This window comes from Brevibacillus sp. MER 51 (assembly GCF_023714195.1).
In the GTDB taxonomy this organism is placed as follows: domain Bacteria; phylum Bacillota; class Bacilli; order Brevibacillales; family Brevibacillaceae; genus Brevibacillus.
Window position 1 is genome coordinate 425091 of record NZ_JAMAUS010000001.1, and the last position, 16607, is coordinate 441697.

A 16607-nucleotide genomic window follows, 5' to 3' on the forward strand; every position below is an offset into this window, starting at 1 on the left:
ATGATGACGGAAACTTTCATTAAAAAAAAGATGTTTCTAGCTGGGAAGTGGGTATCCCGCGATAAAGAAATGAACGTTCATAATCCGCATGATAATAGCATCATTGCAACGGTGCCGGCTGCTAATGAAGACGACGTTCTGTTCGCCATTGAAGAGGCAAAAGATGGACAAACGATAGCGGCGGCCATTCCAGTGCATGAGCGGATGGCTATCATCCATCGTGCCGCTGATTGGATTTCCGAGAACAAAGAACTATATGCGAAGGTCATTGCTCTTGAGGGAAGTAAAACGATCCGGGAAGCAAGAAAGGAAGTAAGGCGTTGTGTAGAGACATTACGGATCAGTGCGGAAGAAGCGAGACGAATTTACGGAGAAACGATACAATTTGACCAAATGCCAGGCAGCGAAAATCGCGTCGGCTATTACTACCGTTTTCCGATTGGCATCATTACTGCCATCACACCGTTTAACGATCCGTTGAACCTCGTCGCACACAAAATCGGACCCGCGATTGCTGCTGGAAATGCCATTATTGTCAAACCTGCGCCAACGACACCTTTGAGTGCCTTGCTGCTTGCAGAAGCATTTGATAGAGCGGGACTTCCTCCGAAGGTGCTCTCCATTATTACTGGCTTTACGAATGACATGGGGGAGGCATTAATCACTCATCCGGCAATTCGAATGATTTCGTTTACAGGTGGGCTAGCTACTGGAGAAGCGATCATGAAAAAAGCCGGGCTAAAAAAGATGAGCATGGAGCTAGGCTCCAACTCACCCGTCATCGTCTTGAAAGATGCTGATTTGGAACTAGCGGTAGAGTCGTCTGTGTCGGGTGCGTTTTGGGCAGCTGGTCAAAATTGTCTAGGAGTACAGCGCATTTATGCACAGGAAGAAATTTATGATGAATTCGTTGATCGGTTCGTCACGCTTACGAAACAATACCGAGTCGGAGACAAATTATCGGAAGAAACCGATATGGGTCCCATGATCTCGGAAAACGAAGCGAAACGAGTTGAGAATTGGGTGACTGAAGCGGTGCAGAAAGGTGCGACGCTGCTTTGTGGGGGGATACGTAACGGTGCCTATTACGAACCGACCGTATTAATCAATGTGCCGGCAAATTGCAAGATTGCGAAGGATGAAGTATTTGGTCCGGTCGTTTCTATTTTCAAGGTCGCGGATTTGGATACTGCTATACGTGAAGCGAACCAAGTACCTTTCGGACTTCAAGCTGGCATTTTCACACGTGAAGTGGACAAGGCATTTTCTGCTATTTACAAGCTAGAAGTGGGAGGTGTTATGATTAACGATAGTTCTGATTACCGTATCGATGCGATGCCGTTCGGGGGCGTGAAAGGATCGGGAATCGGTCGTGAGGGAATTGCCTTTGCCCTGCAAGAAATGACCGAACCGAAAGTAGTATGCTTCAGACTTTTAACGTAACAGGGAACCACCATGCCTGAAAAACATTCATTTCACTAAGGGGTGGAACAACATGGGGCACATGAATGAAAAAGGTCAGACCGAACTACGTCGTACGATGAAAAGCAGACATTTGTTTATGATCTCCCTGGGAGGGGTAATTGGCACAGGGCTGTTTTTAAGCTCTGGCTATACCCTGAATCAGGCAGGTCCTGGGGGAGCGCTTCTTGCTTATCTGGTGGGTGGCTTAATCATGTATCTTGTCATGTTGTGCCTAGGGGAGTTATCAGTTGCCATGCCTGTAACCGGCTCTTTTCAAACCTACGCCACTAAATATATCGGGCCAGCAACCGGATTTACAGTAGGATGGATGTATTGGCTGACGTGGGTGGTTACAGTAGGCTCTGAATTTACAGCGTCTGGTCTTTTGATGCAGCGATGGTTTCCGGACACCTCTGTGTGGATGTGGAGCGCTATTTTTGGTGGAGTGATCTTTATAGCAAACGCGCTTTCCGTCAAGTTTTTTGCAGAAACTGAATTTTGGTTCGCAGGTGTGAAGGTCATCGCGATTATTATGTTCATCATTTTGGGCGGCGCTGCGATGTTCGGATTTCTTCCATTGAAAACGGGATCACCCGCTCCCATGTTGTCTAATTTTTTTGGAGAGGGCGGTCTTATCCCGAACGGATTTCTCCCTGTAGTGATGACGATGATCTCCGTCAACTTTGCCTTCTCGGGTACGGAGCTAATCGGGATCACTGCTGGGGAAAGCGAAAACCCGGAGAAGAGTATCCCCCGTACGATGACGAACATTATTTGGCGAACGATGATATTCTTTATTGGTGCCATTTTTGTACTAGCTGGTTTAATTCCGTGGAGAGAAGCTGGCGTTATTGAAAGCCCGTTTGTCTTGGTCTTTGACAACATCGGGGTGCCTTACGCGGCCGATATTATGAATTTTGTCATTATTACGGCATTGCTTTCCGTAGCTAACTCGGGCTTGTATGCCTCAACCCGCATGCTGTGGGCTCTTTCGAAAGAAAATATGATCAGCCATCGACTGGGGAGAGTAAATTCCAAAGGTGTACCGATGAATGCTTTGATCATTAGCATGTTGATTGCGTGTTTATCGCTTCTGTCCAGTGTGTTTGCTGCTGACACCGTATATCTCGTTCTTGTTTCGATTTCTGGTTTTGCCGTAGTTGTTGTCTGGATGGCAATTGCAGCGTCCCAATTTATGTTTCGTAAGCGTTTTCTTGAGGAAAACAATGATATCAACGATTTGAAATACCGCACGCCTCTGTATCCGCTTGTACCGATTGCCGCTTTTGGTTTATGCCTCGCATCTTGTGTCGGACTTGCTTTTGACCCAAGTCAACGGATTGCGATCTATTGCGGTATAGCATTTATGGCTGGTTGCTACTTATTTTACTATATCAAAAATCGCAAAAAGCAAATCACGAAAACCAGCGACTCTATTGTGGATGTAATGGAAATAAAAAATAGAACGAGAGTAGGTTCGGCGTACGATGAATCCGATTGCAATGATTTTACAGAAATTTCCGATGATGATCCTCGATGGCGCCATGGCCACTGAGCTTGAGCGTCACGGATGCAATCTGAACGATAGCCTATGGTCAGCAAAAGTGCTGATGGAAAATCCCGAGTTAATTAAACGTGTGCATACGGAGTATTTTTTGGCGGGGGCTGACTGCGCGATCACGGCCAGCTATCAGGCTTCGGTGGAAGGATTTGTCCGGCGGGGAATGAGCCAGAGGGATGCGATTCTTCTCATTCAGGCGTCCGTTCAGATAGCCGTACAAGCACGGGATGAATTTTGGAAAAACTCAGATGGCCGCCTGGATCGGCCAAAGCCTATTGTAGCTGCTTCAGTCGGTCCGTATGGTGCTTATTTGGCTGATGGCTCCGAATACCGAGGAGCTTATGAACTGAGCGAAGAGGAACTGATCGATTTCCACAGGCCTAGGATGAAAGCACTGATTGATGCAGGCGCCGATATACTTGCCTGCGAAACGATACCATGCTTGAGCGAAGCCAGAGCACTTGTCAGACTTCTGGAAGAATTTCCTGGAGTTTATGCGTGGATCAGCTTCAGTGCAAAAGACGAACTGCATATATCAGACGGCACACCGATCACGGAATGTGCAATATGGCTAGATAAAAAAGAGCAAATAGCCGCTTTAGGCATTAACTGCACGTCGCCCAGGAATATTCCTAGGCTTGTTCAGGAAATACGCAGTTGCACAATGAAGCCGATCGTCGTATATCCGAATGCAGGGGAGCGGTATGACCCGACAACCAAGACGTGGTATGGAGCATCTACTAGAGAAGGCTATGGCAACAATGCCCTTGAATGGTATGAATCTGGCGCCCGATTAATCGGCGGCTGCTGCAGAACAAAACCGGAAGACATAAAGGCCATCGCTGATTGGGCGAGGAAGTAATGATGATAGGACCTCATCGGACGACGATGAGGCTTTTTCTTTTGTAGATCGTGTAAATCATCCTCGTATTCGATTCTTTGCACAAAATAATAATTATGTGTAATAGGTTGAAGTCATTTTTTTAATCTAATCTTGCTGAATAAATAATTTTGTAGGAAATGTTGTTCAGCAGATTTGATACAATTGCTCCAAACCCATCCAGATGTAGCAGCTATGATCCTTCAAAAAGGATTGGTCCAATTGTAAAAAATAATGTAATAATGCCTTCTAATTCATTGATAATTGCAATTGGTCCAAAGGTTCTTCAGTTACATTCGCATAGAGTAGGGGCATTCGAAAAAATTATCAGTACGAATCAAAAAGCCATTAGAATGAACACAAGTGGAAAGAGGATAGAAGTGTGTTAAGTTAAATCAAAACTTGATAGTGAAGAAGATAACAAATGAACTGAGAGTGAAAGTAGGATTGGGAAAAATGGAGAAATGATCAGAGTAAGAGGAATGATTTAAATGTTTGATTTCGTTTAGAAGCGAAGCACGTAATTAATCGATTTTCAGTGCGTTTATTTAACAGTTCATGAAATAGCGTTTTCATGAACTGAAACACCATTTTATAAAACCTCCTCTCTGAACTATGATAATTACTAGAGAGGAGGTTTTATACGATTAACTAACTTTCGAATCTTAAGGTCTCAATAGCTTGTTTCTTTTGCTCTAGATCTACATGAGTAAATAGACGTTGTCGCTAAACTTTCATGGCCAAGAAGCTCCTGCAACGTACGAATATCTACCTTTGAAGGACCGTCATTGGAACGCAAGAGCAGAGTCGCGAAGGTATGCCGCAAATGATGCAGTGTAAACCGGTGAGGGGGTAAGCCCGCATTTTGAAGGACTTCCTTAAATATCCGAAGTATGTAATTGAAACGTTTCCAAGTGTTCCTGGTATTGCTTGATCAATGGAATTACCATGGGATGCAGAGGGAGTATACGTTCTTTGTTACCTTTCCCATGAATCCGTATGGTATTCCACTCTAAATCAATCTGGCCCCAAGACAAATCAACTAATTCTTGGCGACGCATCCCGGTTGTCGCCAATAGCTTAAACATCAAATGATTCCGTAACGATAACTTATGCTGATCATTCTCTAAAAACCGAAATAGCATCTGTAATTCGATTAACTTCATATAAACCGGTACTTTTTTGTCTGTTTTCGGCGCATGAATGCCCACCATAAAATCGTTCGATATCCAGTTTTCCTTGGACCCTCGTTAGAAAAGCCTCAAATACATGTAAATCGTACGCATAACTACGTATCGTATTCACATATACATTTCGTTCAACCTCCATATAAAACAAAAATTCATCCATTGCTTGTTTCACCTGCAAACTTAATCGTCCTCCTAGTAAATCGATTATAAGGACGCAACCGATTATTATGGACCGTCCACGAATCTTATTGGAACGGTTCCGAAACTTAGCTGGACACAACTGATGATTATCAGGAACCTTTACCAACCAGATTCCTGATAATGTCGATCATCGGAACCAAGAACCTTTAGTTATTCTCCCACTTGCTCTTTTTATCAGTTTACATAATATATATTATCGGACTCAAAATGAAATGCATTATTTCTGAGAGGGGCACTCACCTGTTTATTAGTTTTGTGTCACAAACTTGGTCGAACATGGATCTAACTGAATGATGCTGTAAAATATATAGCTTTTCTCATCTATTACTGCCATATGACATACATAGATGCACCCAAACAGGCAGCAACAGAACTGCTGTGAACCATCCATCATCGAATAAAGCTTACTCAGACATTTATCAACGATCTGCTTAAACCGCTTGAATTTCATCAAAATAAAAAAATTCATTTTAAATAAAAAACAACGTTTACATTTATTGTAAATTCATTTATATTATAATTAAGATCACTATAACTAAAAATGCCCGGAGGTCCCCAAATGACCAAAGTCATCCCAAAATCCAAAACGATCACCACTACAACGAAAAAAAGATCGTACGAAAATACCTTGAATAACCTGGCTCAATACCTCGAACGAAATAAGAAAAAATAACCAATAAAAAGAGTGCCACTGGAGGCACTCTACTTTGGCGTCTATTCCCTTTTCTTCTCTCTTTCCCCTATTACCCAACCTTCTATTCTTCTGCGGTTCCCATCCATTCCAACAAGTAAAAATCTGTTACCAAACGTACAATCTGTCCTTCAGCATCATAACCGATATAGCTCGCGTAGCTGCCGTCTCCCCAACCTGTTGAAAACATGGCAACATTACAGCCTTCCGCTAAATCAATTAGCCCCCAACTCCGCGTGTGTTTATACGTTTGATCCATTTTCTTTGTCAACGTCTCATAGAACATCTCGTCCTTCTCCATTTCTCGTTCCAAAAGCGTGCAAGCTTCTGCATCCATGAACGAGCCTGTCCCCGCATCCACACCATAGCCAAAAAATTCACCTTCGCCAAGCTGCGATACATCTGACTCCGGCCAAACAGCCATTTTCCAAGACACGACAGGTTTATCAGAGAAGACAAGCCGTGCCAATGCTACCCGTTCATCAGGCTCCAGAGCGTCATCCGTTTGCCCATCCTTTGACAGGGATTGAACTTGCGCGATAGCGAGCTGTACGGAGAAGCTCCCCTTTGGGAAAACCTCCACAAATGGTTCCGTCTCAAACATGACAAACGGATCGTTCGCCACGATTTTTCCAGTTTTTATCTGAAGCTTGCCTACATCTTGACGGAACAACCTGTATAAATAGCCATTCTGCTCTTTCGTATACCCTTCGTCAAATGCCGTTTCAAAAAATGCTGGGCATTTATCATTCATGATTCCTTCCCCCTTTTCCATCCTCTACATAAAATCCCACTGACGATAGTTTGCCAGTGGGATGTCGTCTGCATGCTAATTTACTTGATCAGAGCTGCGTCCAGCGCTACTTCAATCATTTCATTGAAAGTCGTTTGGCGCTCGTCAGCGGAAGTTTCTTCACCAGTTAGAATATGATCACTCACGGTGAGGATAGATAATGCGTTGCGTTTGTATTTTGCAGCCAATGTGTACAGCGCGGAAGATTCCATTTCAATTGCAAGCACTTGATAGGATGCCAATTTTTTGTACAAATCCAAGCTCTCACGATAGAAGCTGTCGCTCGTAAAGATATTCCCTACTTTGACAGGTAGATTGCGCTCAGTCGCTACTTGATACGCTTTGTGCAGCAATTCAAAGTTAGCAGTAGGAGCAAAATCAATCTGGTTGAACAGGAGACGATTTGTTTGGGATTCAGAGGATGCGCTCATGGCGATAATCACGTCACGTACTTTGATGTCTTCCTGGATCGCCCCGCAAGTACCTACACGGATCAGGTTTTGAACACCATAAGATTCCATGAGCTCATTGACGTAGATCGAGATAGAAGGAACTCCCATGCCCGTTCCTTGTACAGAAACGCGCTTACCTTTGTATGTACCTGTGAAGCCAAGCATGCCACGCACATTGTTGTAGCACTCTGCTCCTTCGAGGAAAGTTTCAGCAATGTATTTGGCCCGTAGCGGATCGCCCGGCAGCAGGATGGTTTCAGCAATTTGACCTTGCTGTGCTCCAATATGAATACTCATAATCTGTTTGCTCCTTTATCAAGAAAAAATGACCTACTTGCCTATCGTACTACAAAAACCGAACAATGCAAAGTCAAGAGATCAAATGATTCCAGCGGCTTATGATGGCGCATTTGCGCGTGACTTCAGCACACAACGAATAAGCGATGCCCACAAATGGCATCGCCTCGACATCGGTTTCATTCATTTATGGACATCACGTAATCCATTGCTTCCAGGTGATCTCCCAGGATCGTCCGGTTATCGCTCGGTTTATTCTTTCTTGGTGTCGTTCTTTTTCTCGTAAGTTTTGCTGATGCAATGTAAGGAGATGACACGACACGCAATTGATTGTGTAGAGCAATAGCGTGCGCAACTGCAGGTACGACCAAATGTTGAACGCCGATGATAGCGGCAGCTTGTCGCGTCATAGCAAAAGGTAATTCATACATCGAGGAAGTTCCTAGTTCATGACGTGAAACCAGGGCATTGAGAAATGTCTTCGCTAGCAAAATGGTGTCCGCTTCCATGGATGTTTGGCGGAGAGGTGTCATGCATTTTCTCAACGCAATGTCTGCTCCTTGGTAACACGATCTGACAAAGGCCTGCATATCATTTGCAGCTACGACGTGATCTGAATCGAGAAACAGCCACACATCTCCTGTGGCCTCCTTGGCACCAATTGCTCGCCATACATCATTTCCTAAAGGAAACGGGTACACAAACGCTGTGAGTGGACAGGAGGAGTAAGCGAGCATTTTTTTCACCGATTGATCCGGGCAGCCATCCACAACGAGTACAATCTCCATGGGTCGGAGTTTCTCAATTTGTTTGAGCACTTTTTTGATCGTCCGCTCGTGGTGAACAGAGAGGATGACACTTAATCGATTTACATTCTGGCATTTCTCTTTGCCATTAATGTGCTCTTCTTCGCGTTTTTTTGTGGGATCTCGCATATTTCGCTTTGCGTTTGCCACCCCATACACCGCCCTCCTTAACGCGTGATTCTAGTTGAATGACCGAGCGCAAATGTAAAACGTCCGATGACTGCACCAAGTCGCGGTGTCTTTGTCCATCCTGCTCTGCGCGTCGCAGCTTCGTTCCACCCGTAAGTAACTGGATTGCCTTCGCATGCTCACGGTAAATCGTACGGATGTCTTTTCGCACAATATCACAAGTGCCGGTTGGTTGTTTTTCCACAGCAAACGGGGCGATTGTCGTCATTTTGAGCCCCAAGACAGTCGCTTGAACCAAAGCAACTGCCGGATTGCATAAAGTCTCGGAACCAATTGCCTCCAGCGCTTTTCTGCTTAAGGCAAAGGGAATATTCTCAAAGGAAGCGGAGCCCATACTTTTTTGACCAAGAAGATGATTCAACAGGCAATAGGCACTCCCTGCTGAACGGTTTCCTCTTTTGGATCCCCAATGGTCAGAGCATGTCGTGATAATGACATCCGATCCCTTTTTGACCAGCGTGACATATTTCTTCAAGTATAAGAGAGGCATGGCGAGGCACTCGTCGATAAAAAGTACAACGTCTCCCCTCGCATGAGCAGAACCGATCGCTCTTGCCTCATAGCTGTCTACTTCCAAACCGGTTGAAATAACTTGTGCTCCCCATTCATTGGACAGGCTAGTTTCTTGGGAGCTCACACCGTTGCACACGACGATTACCTCCGTGTGTGGATCTATTCTTTTGACAACAGAAAGCAGTTTCTTCATATTCCTGGCGCTGTCACTCAATGGGATGATGACGGACACGGCAGGGCGATCATAGATTCGGTTGTCCATCTCACTCCCCCTCACCAGAGAAAAGTTCTTACTCTAATGTACGCTCGTTTTCCACAATTGGACACGGCATCTATCCCTCACCACTCAACAAGAGATGAGATGACCTAACAAAAAAACAGGACGCGCATAGTGACACGTCCTGTTTGGATTCTCATTTTTTGTATTAGTAGAACCGCCGTTGAAGACTGCGCTCGCGAATTCGTTTATTCCTCTGTGCACGGGAAAACGTATACACGATTAAGAAAAGATTCATTCCTAACCAGACGATTAATACGCTATAACGGGCCAGTGGATGTGGGTTGCCACCTTCTGAATCCCCAAACACAGTAGTAGAAGCTGGAGCAGGCGGATTATGACGAAGCAACGGATAAGAGACGGCTAGTTTACCAGCCTGTACAGACAGTTTCCCATCTGCTTTTAGCTCTACTAAAGGCTCTAAACCTTTGGGAACCGTCGCATACAAATCCTCCTTGGCTGTAAAAGTCACAACCGAGTTGTTGCCAGGTACAGCAGCTTCTGAAAAAGAATCTCCTTTTTTGGCGATTGGTTTCGTCTCAAATCCTTGAAAGCCAAAGTCCAGTAGCTTTTTTACATCTTTGTAAGCATTTGCACTGGTTGAGGCCTTCATCGTGACCGCGATGAGCTCCGTTTCTCCACGCTTGGCGGAGCCTACCAGCGTATGCATCGCCTGATCTGTGAAACCGTTTTTGATGCCAGTTGCCCCTTCGTAATCGCGCAGGAGCTTGTTGTGATTCACTAGAACTGTTTCCCACGTTTGTCCATGCCAAGGCAGCCGCTTCGTGCCAACAATTTCCCTGAATACGGGGTTTTTCATCGCGTACTGCGAAATTTTGGCCATGTCGGCAACAGTCGTGTAATGATTCGGATCATGCAGTCCGTGTGGATTGGTAAAATTCGTTTCGCTGATACCTACTTTTTCTTTCAAAAAGGCGTTCAATTCCACTGCAAAACGCTCCGTCGTCTGGCCCATATGCTCAGCAATCGCTGTACCAGCGTCGTTACCTGAATTCATGAGCAGTCCGTATAACAAATTGCGCAGGGAAATCTGTTCTCCCTCCTCCAAATAAACACGTGTTCCTTCTTCACGGCGTGCTTTTTTGGAGACGGTGACAGTGTCATCCAAATTCCCTTTTTCTATTGCGTAAATACCTGTTGCGATTTTTGTAATACTAGCAGGGTACAACTTCTCATGAGGGTTCTTTTCAAACAAGACTTGTCCCGTTGTAGCATCAATCAGAATGGCTGATTGTCCAGTGAGAGTGTTAGGCTCCAGGCTTGATGACTCCTCGGCATAAGCGGAAGGCATGCCCAGGTTGAACAAAACCATCACCACAACGAGTAGGTTCGTTAGTAAAAAGCGCATGTTAGTCTATATCCTTTCCTACTTTGTCGCGTATTTTCAGGTTACATTTGGTCTGTAGACAACAAAAGACGTTATTTCAACCGGATTCCCAACAAATCGTGGATCATTTTAAACTTAGGATTGTCCGCAAAAGCCTCTTCGAAACCACTGACATGTTCCCTGTACAAGGCAGCAGCGGAATCAAGATCTTGCTTGACGTACAAAGAAAATATTTCTTCTAATTTTTCTTCCAGTGTCGTATCAACTTCTGCCGGTGTGAGAATTTCTTGACGCAAATTGTTCATCAACACGTCCAGCTGATGGGTGATCACGGACGCTTCATGAAGCTGCTGCAAAACGTCTGACGGAATGTTGCCCGCATATTTGTAGCGCAGTTCGTGTTCATTTGTCGCCCAAAAGTTCATTCCCAATGTACGAATTTGGATCTCACAAAAAAGTGTTTTCTTTTCGCTGCCGTGGTAGACCGTATACGAGACGATCATGTGGATACTTCTATAGCCGGATTCCTTCGGGGCTGCTATATAGTCTTTGACATCGTGAATGACAATATCCTCCCGCTCCTGCAACAACTGCTGCACCTCACGCACATCGTCTACATAGCGGCATACGACTCGAAGGCCCGCGATATCCTGGACTTCCTTGGCGACGTCACTTTGCCAATGATCTCCCAAAAAGTCGATTCCTTTTTCATTCGCCTTCTTTATTAAACTGTCGACTTTTTTCACTCGTCCGACAACAAATTCAATAGGAGAATAACGGCCGCTTTTTTGAAAGCCGTATTTAATTCCTTTTAGTTTTAACTTCAGCTCTTCAACTGCCTGTTCATACGGCGCCAAGAAATGAACCATGTTGTTGAGCACTTTGCTTGGCACATTTGTGACTCTCATGAAGACACCTCCAAATTACTTCCAGAGGAAAGGTGATGCATCAAAAAACGGCTGCGGATTCACATACGTATTACCCACTAACATGCCGTAATGAAGGTGAGGACCTGTAGAAAAACCGGTGCTACCCATTTGTCCAATCACCTGTCCCTGTTTCACTTCTTGCCCTGTCTTTACTTCTAGCTTGGACAAGTGAGCATAAATGGAAAAAATATTTAACCCGTGATCGATGATGATGGTATTGCCTGTTAAGTACAAAGAGTCGGCCAGAACCACTTTCCCATGGTTGCTCGCCCAGATTTGCGTTCCTGTTTTGTTTGCGATGTCAATCGCCGCGTGCCGGTTGGCTGGTACACCATTTACTACACGTTGGTAGCCGAATGGAGTCGTTAATTTTCCGACTGCTGGCTGTTGAAACGGCTCCGTGAAATATGGAATCGCCCTCGAATTTGATCTGGCTGCATTGATCTTTTTTTGATCTGCATTGATTCGATTTGTATCCTGTCGCATTTTGTTAAGCTGTTTACTTACCGTGAGCTTGTCTACTTCGAATTTTTTCGGTGCGATTGTCACCGTTACGGAAAGTTTTTTGTCCGCAGAGGTAACTTTATAGGTCCCTGCTTTCGTGTTAAAAGGAATCGGGATAAACCGGGCGTACTCATCCTGTGTCTTTTGCAAACGATAGTTCTGAGAGAATAACGTTACGGTTTGTGGCTCCTTACTGCGTACAAAAATAACGTCCCCAGGATATGTTTTGGCTGGAGTTACGCTAATCGCTGGCTGTTGTTTCGTTGTTTGGGCGTAAACCCCTTCTACTGTCTGGCTGAATATGCTTGTCCCAGAGACGAGCGTCAATGCTGTGACCAACATGAGACTAACCATTGATTTGAACATAGACATGCTCCCTCCCATTTTCTAGTATAACAAAACACACCCTGAAAGGAAAAAGAAAAAGAAGGCTAATGAGCTAGCCTTCTCCAATCATTCCAAATGTAATCTTACTGTTTCTTCGAATAATCCGACATCATTTCCATGATGGATTGCACGCCTGTCAGCATTTCGCTTGCACGTTTGGTTTTTTGTGAGATGCCCTCAAAATCAAGTACCCCTTTTTTTCGGTCGTTCCATCTTTTAAACAATTCTTCGGCCATACCGGGGTTGCTACGGACCGCTCTAATCCGCATGGAATCTTCGAGGACCCACGCTTCAAATTCGGGATGCTTTTTTAAAAGCTGCTTGAATTCTTTTTTCTTCATAGCCGGACGTCGCTCCTTTCCACTGGACAAACGAGGATAGTTAACTGTTCGTTACACCATATGACTAGTCCGCGATTGTGCTTGTGTGTTTGCACACAAGTGGCAGAAAAGGGCGGCGTTTGGAAAAATAGAAAGGCCCCTATTGAAGGGACCTCTCATCATCCAGCTATTAACTTGTCAGTACGTTAGACTTGACGGCCAGCCATTTGTTGCTCAGCAAAGCTCACCAGACGCTTGGTAATTTCGCCACCAACAGAACCGTTTTGACGAGAAGTAGTGTCTGGTCCGAGATTTACACCGAATTCAGATGCAATCTCATACTTGAGTTGATCCAAAGCTTGGTTCGCTTGAGGAACTAGCAGGTTGTTGGAGCTTCCACCGTTGTTTGCCATGATTGATTCCTCCCAACGCTTTTTTTCTCCCGGGACGGAGTTGAACCGCCTAGCGTTTTTTGCTTCTCACCTTGAGACCGGAAGTTGATATTCAAGAGGTGGTTGTTGACCTCTTGTGGTACTATCATCCCACCGTAAAAAAAGTACATGCACGTTTTCACTTGATATTTCTGTTGTAAAATCTGACAAGGTTGTCCCGCTCCTTTATGCTATAATGGTGCGTATAGTTTGGTAGTGAGAGGGGCAAGGTTTTGTGAGTGATTCAGGAAAAGTACTGCTCATCGATGGCATGAGCTTTTTATTTCGCGCCTTTTATGGTTCTGCTTGGGGTGGAGCCTATCGCCAGACTTCAACAGGTGTGTACACAAATGCGGTTTATGGATTTACAAAAATGATGCTCGATTACGCAGAGTTGACACGTCCTACTCATCTCGTGGTGGGCTGGGATGTCGCTTCGCGCGAGTCTTTGGTGCGCAGTCAATGGTATGACGGATATAAATCAAATCGTCAAGCGGCACCGGATGAGCTCATTCCACAATTCGATTTGGTAAAAGAAGTAACGGATGCATTCTCGGTTCCGAATTTGGGTTGCCCAGGCTATGAAGGCGATGATGTATTAGGTACGCTCTCCACACGCCTTTCCGAAGAAGGACACGAGGTGATCATTGCGACAGGTGATTACGATAGCTTGCAACTCGTATCTGAGCGAGTAAGCGTTAAAATCCTGAAAAATGGTGGCAAACACGAGCATTATAATCCAGCGAGCCTCTTGGCATTGCGGGGAATAACACCTGAACAGGTCGTTGATGTCAAAGCTTTAATGGGAGATGCCTCTGACTGTATTCCAGGCTGCCCAGGAATTGGTGAAAAAACAGCGACAAAACTGATTACCGAGCATGGTGATCTGGATAACCTATATGTAAATCTGGCAAGCTGTACGCCTAAAATGCGCAGCAAGCTGGAAGAAAATCGCGATCAGGTGTACTTGAGCAAAAAGCTGGCTACGATTATTCGGGATGTTCCAGTAGAGTATGCGCTAGAGGATGCCCAATGGGAATACGATCGTCAAGTCGTTCAGAACAAATTCGACGAGCTTGAATTCGGACGTACGATGGCAGCGAGAGTTGGCTAATAAGTGTCATGATCAACGGCTGAGAAGAAGCGGTCTATCCGCTTTTTTCAGCCGATTTCTTTATGCACTGCATAGTCGCTCCGTCAGTGAAACCCAGACGATTCGGCGATCCGTTTGGTCTCGGTATCTCCGTACCAAGTTTTCCTCTTCCAACCTGCTAATTAAGCCCGAAGTTGTACTGTTTGACAAATTAACAGCCTTGCTAATGTCTCCCATCGTTCTTGGCCCGTTTTCAAGAATTTCGAGAATCAATACTTGTTGCCAATTGATTTCATTTGTCTCTAACTCTTTTTGCGCAATATTTGAAAACAAGACATTGACTCCCCTTATCAGCTTGGCCAGCTTAATCAGTTCCTCCATAGTGTCCTCCTTTTGCAGCATCCATCATTTGAACAGGTTGCCTGGCTACGCTCAGCATAGGCGAAACAAATAAAGAAAAAAGTGGGTAAGAGATAAATTTTTTCTTAAGCTTCACTAAAAAATCCCGTCCCACGAGAGGAGACGAGATTTGGAAGTAGCGTCGAACGACTTATTTGGCTATTTGAAATACATCCAGGAGCAATCCTGTATTCTCCTCCCCATCCGCTTCCCAGCTCGTCGCAAATTTGACACGGTGAGAAACACCCAGCAGATCATACGCTTGTACAAGATGCTGCCTCGCAGAACCCACAATCAAGCTGTGCAAGCGAACTTGTTTCTGCTGACCCAAAGAGATGAGTTTTTCTTGGACATAAGGAGAAATGCCCCCAATTCCATCCGTTACCATGACAAAATCCGCACCTTTCCACGCTTGTTCCTTTTCTACCAGCTCGATGGCTCGCTTCATCGGGGCGTCGAAGTGCGTTCCGCCGCCAAACGCCATTTGCGCCAGGCCGTAAAAAGCAGGCCAATCCGGCTTTTTGTGATAGAGCGGTTGCTCTCTAATCTCACCTTTAGCCCCGAACAAGAGGAGGATAAAATCACGCTTTTCCAGCATCGAAAGGGCGGCAAACGTCATGATAAAAATTTGCGCAAGCCGCAGCTTACTTCCGCGCATCGAATGGGATGTGTCCAACATGCAGATCACCGGACCTTTTGGCGGTTCTTCTGCCCATCCCGAGGTATCGTAGGTCATGAGCTTTTGCTCCAGCCATTTGAGCATGAAGTAGTCCTCGAAGTCCGGATCAGCGAGAAGCACTGCTTCACCAGGCAGCATGTGTGCAATATCGCCCGATTGTCGCAAATCATAGTATTCCTCTGGAAAATGTCTGGAGCGAATTTCTTTGCGCTTTACTCGGAAGCGATGGACTTGCCTGCCTACCTCGTTTAGAAAAGCGACCAGATCAGGATGGCGCTTTAATTTCTCAATCCACTTCAAATACTGCTCAAAGCTTTGCCTCCGCAGCTTTCCTAGCTCATGCCCCCAGCTTCGGTTCGCAAAACGCTGACTGGCCGTAAATACCTCTTCGACAAAAAGCGTATCGAGTTCTTCAGTAGATAGCGTCGCCTTTAACGATTGCTCCAGCCATTGTCCCAGCTCTTTTTCAAAAGCGGCGATCGCTTCCTTCTCTTGCTTTTGCAGTCTATCTAGCTGCTTTTCACGTTGGACGAGCTCCCCCTCCAATTTTTTCACCTTTTGTAGAAGCTTGGTCCGTTTCGTGAACTGCACTTTCATTTCTTCTTGCAGCTCGGTAATGCGATTTTGCAAAGACAATACCTCTGCCCGCACTAACGGCTTGGTGTCCATGGCCACCTGCTTGTCCTCCACGACCCGCTTCCCCTGTTGAAGGGTATAACCGACCAACTCGAGCTTGGCTTTTTGTTTTTCGGTTAATAGCTCGGAAAGCTGTGCTTGTTGGCTTCCTTCCTGACCTTGCTGGTCTTTCAAGCCAGTTAAGAGCGGAGAGGGCCGTTGATCCTTCTCCCGCTGCTTCACTTCCTCGGAAAACGTCTCGGTCAGCCACAGCAAAGCCTTGATTGCGGTTTTGAACGACGCACTTTCCTGCCCGACCGTACGGGGATGAATCATGCGAGTAAAATACTGCTTCATGAGCGTACGAATCATCCAATGATGAAAAGGAGTGGATTCTTGCGTCAGATCGATCTCTGGCTTTTCCAAATAAAAAACGAGGAAAAAGTCGGCCAAGAGCTCCAAATCAAACCATGCTGCTCGTGCTCGCGCCTCATGAACCCATTCCTGAGCGGTGCGCGAAGAGGCGAGGTATGTTTCAAATACATAGCGATCAACACCGCTAGCGCGAATGATCATACGATCTACCCC

At 45.4% G+C, this 16607-nt stretch carries 18 protein-coding genes; 4 read left to right on the top strand and 14 right to left on the bottom strand.

Going from position 1 to position 16607, the window contains the following annotated elements; genetic code table 11:
- Genes M3630_RS01440 through mmuM form a run of 3 tightly spaced genes read left to right on the top strand, consistent with a single transcriptional unit; the run spans window position 1 to window position 3887 of the window.
- Complete coding sequence (locus tag M3630_RS01440; RefSeq protein WP_088907604.1) at window positions 1–1443, top strand: aldehyde dehydrogenase family protein; 1443 nt, start codon at window positions 1–3, stop codon at window positions 1441–1443.
- Window positions 1444–1495: 52 nt separating this feature from the next.
- Entirely contained in the window at window positions 1496–3019 is a 1524-nt protein-coding gene (locus M3630_RS01445) for an amino acid permease (protein WP_251250975.1), read from the top strand.
- The gene (mmuM, locus tag M3630_RS01450) at window positions 2952–3887 is read left to right on the top strand and encodes a homocysteine S-methyltransferase (protein WP_251250976.1); all 936 of its coding nucleotides are present in this window, start codon (window positions 2952–2954) and stop codon (window positions 3885–3887) included. The genes M3630_RS01445 and mmuM overlap by 68 nt, the downstream gene beginning before the upstream one ends.
- 691 nt (window positions 3888–4578) lie before the next feature.
- Here mmuM and M3630_RS01455 read toward each other — a convergent pair.
- The 12 genes from M3630_RS01455 to M3630_RS01510 all read right to left on the bottom strand — a co-directional run bounded on the left by M3630_RS01455 (window position 4579) and on the right by M3630_RS01510 (window position 13215).
- Window positions 4579–4800, bottom strand: coding sequence for a tyrosine-type recombinase/integrase (locus M3630_RS01455; protein ID WP_353057207.1), 222 nt, complete (start codon window positions 4798–4800; stop codon window positions 4579–4581).
- Window positions 4784–5119, bottom strand: coding sequence for a tyrosine-type recombinase/integrase (locus M3630_RS01460; protein WP_353057202.1), 336 nt, complete (start codon window positions 5117–5119; stop codon window positions 4784–4786). Before M3630_RS01460 ends, M3630_RS01455 begins: the two co-directional genes overlap by 17 nt.
- Window positions 5025–5267: a site-specific integrase gene (locus M3630_RS01465; RefSeq protein ID WP_251251312.1), complete on the bottom strand. Its 243-nt coding sequence runs from the start codon at window positions 5265–5267 to the stop codon at window positions 5025–5027. Before M3630_RS01465 ends, M3630_RS01460 begins: the two co-directional genes overlap by 95 nt.
- A 784-nt stretch (window positions 5268–6051) precedes the next feature.
- Window positions 6052–6741 carry a DUF4241 domain-containing protein gene (locus M3630_RS01470; protein WP_251250978.1) on the bottom strand — a complete coding sequence of 230 codons (690 nt, stop codon included), beginning with the start codon at window positions 6739–6741 and terminating at the stop codon, window positions 6052–6054.
- 80 nt (window positions 6742–6821) lie between these two features.
- A complete protein-coding gene (deoD, locus tag M3630_RS01475) occupies window positions 6822–7529 on the bottom strand; it encodes a purine-nucleoside phosphorylase (protein WP_173607676.1) in 708 nt (235 codons plus the stop codon).
- 179 nt (window positions 7530–7708) lie between these two features.
- Window positions 7709–8464, bottom strand: coding sequence for a glycosyltransferase family 2 protein (locus M3630_RS01480; RefSeq protein WP_255688346.1), 756 nt, complete (start codon window positions 8462–8464; stop codon window positions 7709–7711).
- Entirely contained in the window at window positions 8424–9299 is an 876-nt protein-coding gene (locus M3630_RS01485; RefSeq protein WP_232772924.1) for a glycosyltransferase, read from the bottom strand. Before M3630_RS01485 ends, M3630_RS01480 begins: the two co-directional genes overlap by 41 nt.
- A gap of 163 nt (window positions 9300–9462) precedes the next feature.
- Window positions 9463–10683 (bottom strand): D-alanyl-D-alanine carboxypeptidase family protein, encoded by a 1221-nt coding sequence (locus M3630_RS01490; protein ID WP_251250979.1) that lies wholly within the window; start codon window positions 10681–10683, stop codon window positions 9463–9465.
- A gap of 71 nt (window positions 10684–10754) precedes the next feature.
- Window positions 10755–11570, bottom strand: coding sequence for a GTP pyrophosphokinase (locus M3630_RS01495; RefSeq protein ID WP_221868486.1), 816 nt, complete (start codon window positions 11568–11570; stop codon window positions 10755–10757).
- 15 nt (window positions 11571–11585) lie between these two features.
- The gene (locus M3630_RS01500; RefSeq protein ID WP_251250980.1) at window positions 11586–12461 is read right to left on the bottom strand and encodes a M23 family metallopeptidase; all 876 of its coding nucleotides are present in this window, start codon (window positions 12459–12461) and stop codon (window positions 11586–11588) included.
- Between the two features lie 104 nt (window positions 12462–12565).
- Window positions 12566–12823, bottom strand: coding sequence for a hypothetical protein (locus M3630_RS01505; protein ID WP_173607681.1), 258 nt, complete (start codon window positions 12821–12823; stop codon window positions 12566–12568).
- 185 nt (window positions 12824–13008) lie between these two features.
- Window positions 13009–13215 (bottom strand): alpha/beta-type small acid-soluble spore protein, encoded by a 207-nt coding sequence (locus M3630_RS01510; protein ID WP_047067213.1) that lies wholly within the window; start codon window positions 13213–13215, stop codon window positions 13009–13011.
- A 253-nt stretch (window positions 13216–13468) separates the two neighbouring features.
- On the opposite strand from M3630_RS01510, the gene M3630_RS01515 reads away from it, so the two are divergent.
- Window positions 13469–14347 carry a 5'-3' exonuclease gene (locus M3630_RS01515; protein ID WP_173607682.1) on the top strand — a complete coding sequence of 293 codons (879 nt, stop codon included), beginning with the start codon at window positions 13469–13471 and terminating at the stop codon, window positions 14345–14347.
- A 60-nt stretch (window positions 14348–14407) separates the two neighbouring features.
- Here M3630_RS01515 and M3630_RS01520 read toward each other — a convergent pair whose 3' ends face one another.
- Both M3630_RS01520 and M3630_RS01525 read right to left on the bottom strand, forming a co-directional pair.
- On the bottom strand, window positions 14408–14707 hold the full coding sequence (locus M3630_RS01520) for a MarR family winged helix-turn-helix transcriptional regulator (protein ID WP_251250981.1): 300 nt from the start codon (window positions 14705–14707) through the stop codon (window positions 14408–14410).
- A 169-nt stretch (window positions 14708–14876) separates the two neighbouring features.
- A complete protein-coding gene (locus M3630_RS01525; RefSeq protein ID WP_251250982.1) occupies window positions 14877–16595 on the bottom strand; it encodes a hypothetical protein in 1719 nt (572 codons plus the stop codon).
- Window positions 16596–16607 lie beyond the last annotated feature (12 nt).

Excerpts from the sequence above, each read along its gene's own strand:
- M3630_RS01470 (WP_251250978.1), bottom strand. The coding sequence starts at position 6,741 with ATGAATGATAAATGCCCAGCATTTTTTGAAACGGCATTTGACGAAGGG.
- M3630_RS01520 (WP_251250981.1), bottom strand. The coding sequence starts at position 14,707 with ATGGAGGAACTGATTAAGCTGGCCAAGCTGATAAGGGGAGTCAATGTC.
- M3630_RS01500 (WP_251250980.1), bottom strand. The coding sequence starts at position 12,461 with ATGTTCAAATCAATGGTTAGTCTCATGTTGGTCACAGCATTGACGCTC.
- deoD (WP_173607676.1), bottom strand. The coding sequence starts at position 7,529 with ATGAGTATTCATATTGGAGCACAGCAAGGTCAAATTGCTGAAACCATC.
- M3630_RS01490 (WP_251250979.1), bottom strand. The coding sequence starts at position 10,683 with ATGCGCTTTTTACTAACGAACCTACTCGTTGTGGTGATGGTTTTGTTC.
- M3630_RS01495 (WP_221868486.1), bottom strand. The coding sequence starts at position 11,570 with ATGAGAGTCACAAATGTGCCAAGCAAAGTGCTCAACAACATGGTTCAT.
- M3630_RS01525 (WP_251250982.1), bottom strand. The coding sequence starts at position 16,595 with ATGATCATTCGCGCTAGCGGTGTTGATCGCTATGTATTTGAAACATAC.
- M3630_RS01505 (WP_173607681.1), bottom strand. The coding sequence starts at position 12,823 with ATGAAGAAAAAAGAATTCAAGCAGCTTTTAAAAAAGCATCCCGAATTT.
- M3630_RS01440 (WP_088907604.1), top strand. The coding sequence starts at position 1 with ATGATGACGGAAACTTTCATTAAAAAAAAGATGTTTCTAGCTGGGAAG.
- M3630_RS01480 (WP_255688346.1), bottom strand. The coding sequence starts at position 8,464 with ATGCGAGATCCCACAAAAAAACGCGAAGAAGAGCACATTAATGGCAAA.
- M3630_RS01460 (WP_353057202.1), bottom strand. The coding sequence starts at position 5,119 with ATGGTGGGCATTCATGCGCCGAAAACAGACAAAAAAGTACCGGTTTAT.
- mmuM (WP_251250976.1), top strand. The coding sequence starts at position 2,952 with ATGAATCCGATTGCAATGATTTTACAGAAATTTCCGATGATGATCCTC.
- M3630_RS01510 (WP_047067213.1), bottom strand. The coding sequence starts at position 13,215 with ATGGCAAACAACGGTGGAAGCTCCAACAACCTGCTAGTTCCTCAAGCG.
- M3630_RS01445 (WP_251250975.1), top strand. The coding sequence starts at position 1,496 with ATGGGGCACATGAATGAAAAAGGTCAGACCGAACTACGTCGTACGATG.
- M3630_RS01485 (WP_232772924.1), bottom strand. The coding sequence starts at position 9,299 with ATGGACAACCGAATCTATGATCGCCCTGCCGTGTCCGTCATCATCCCA.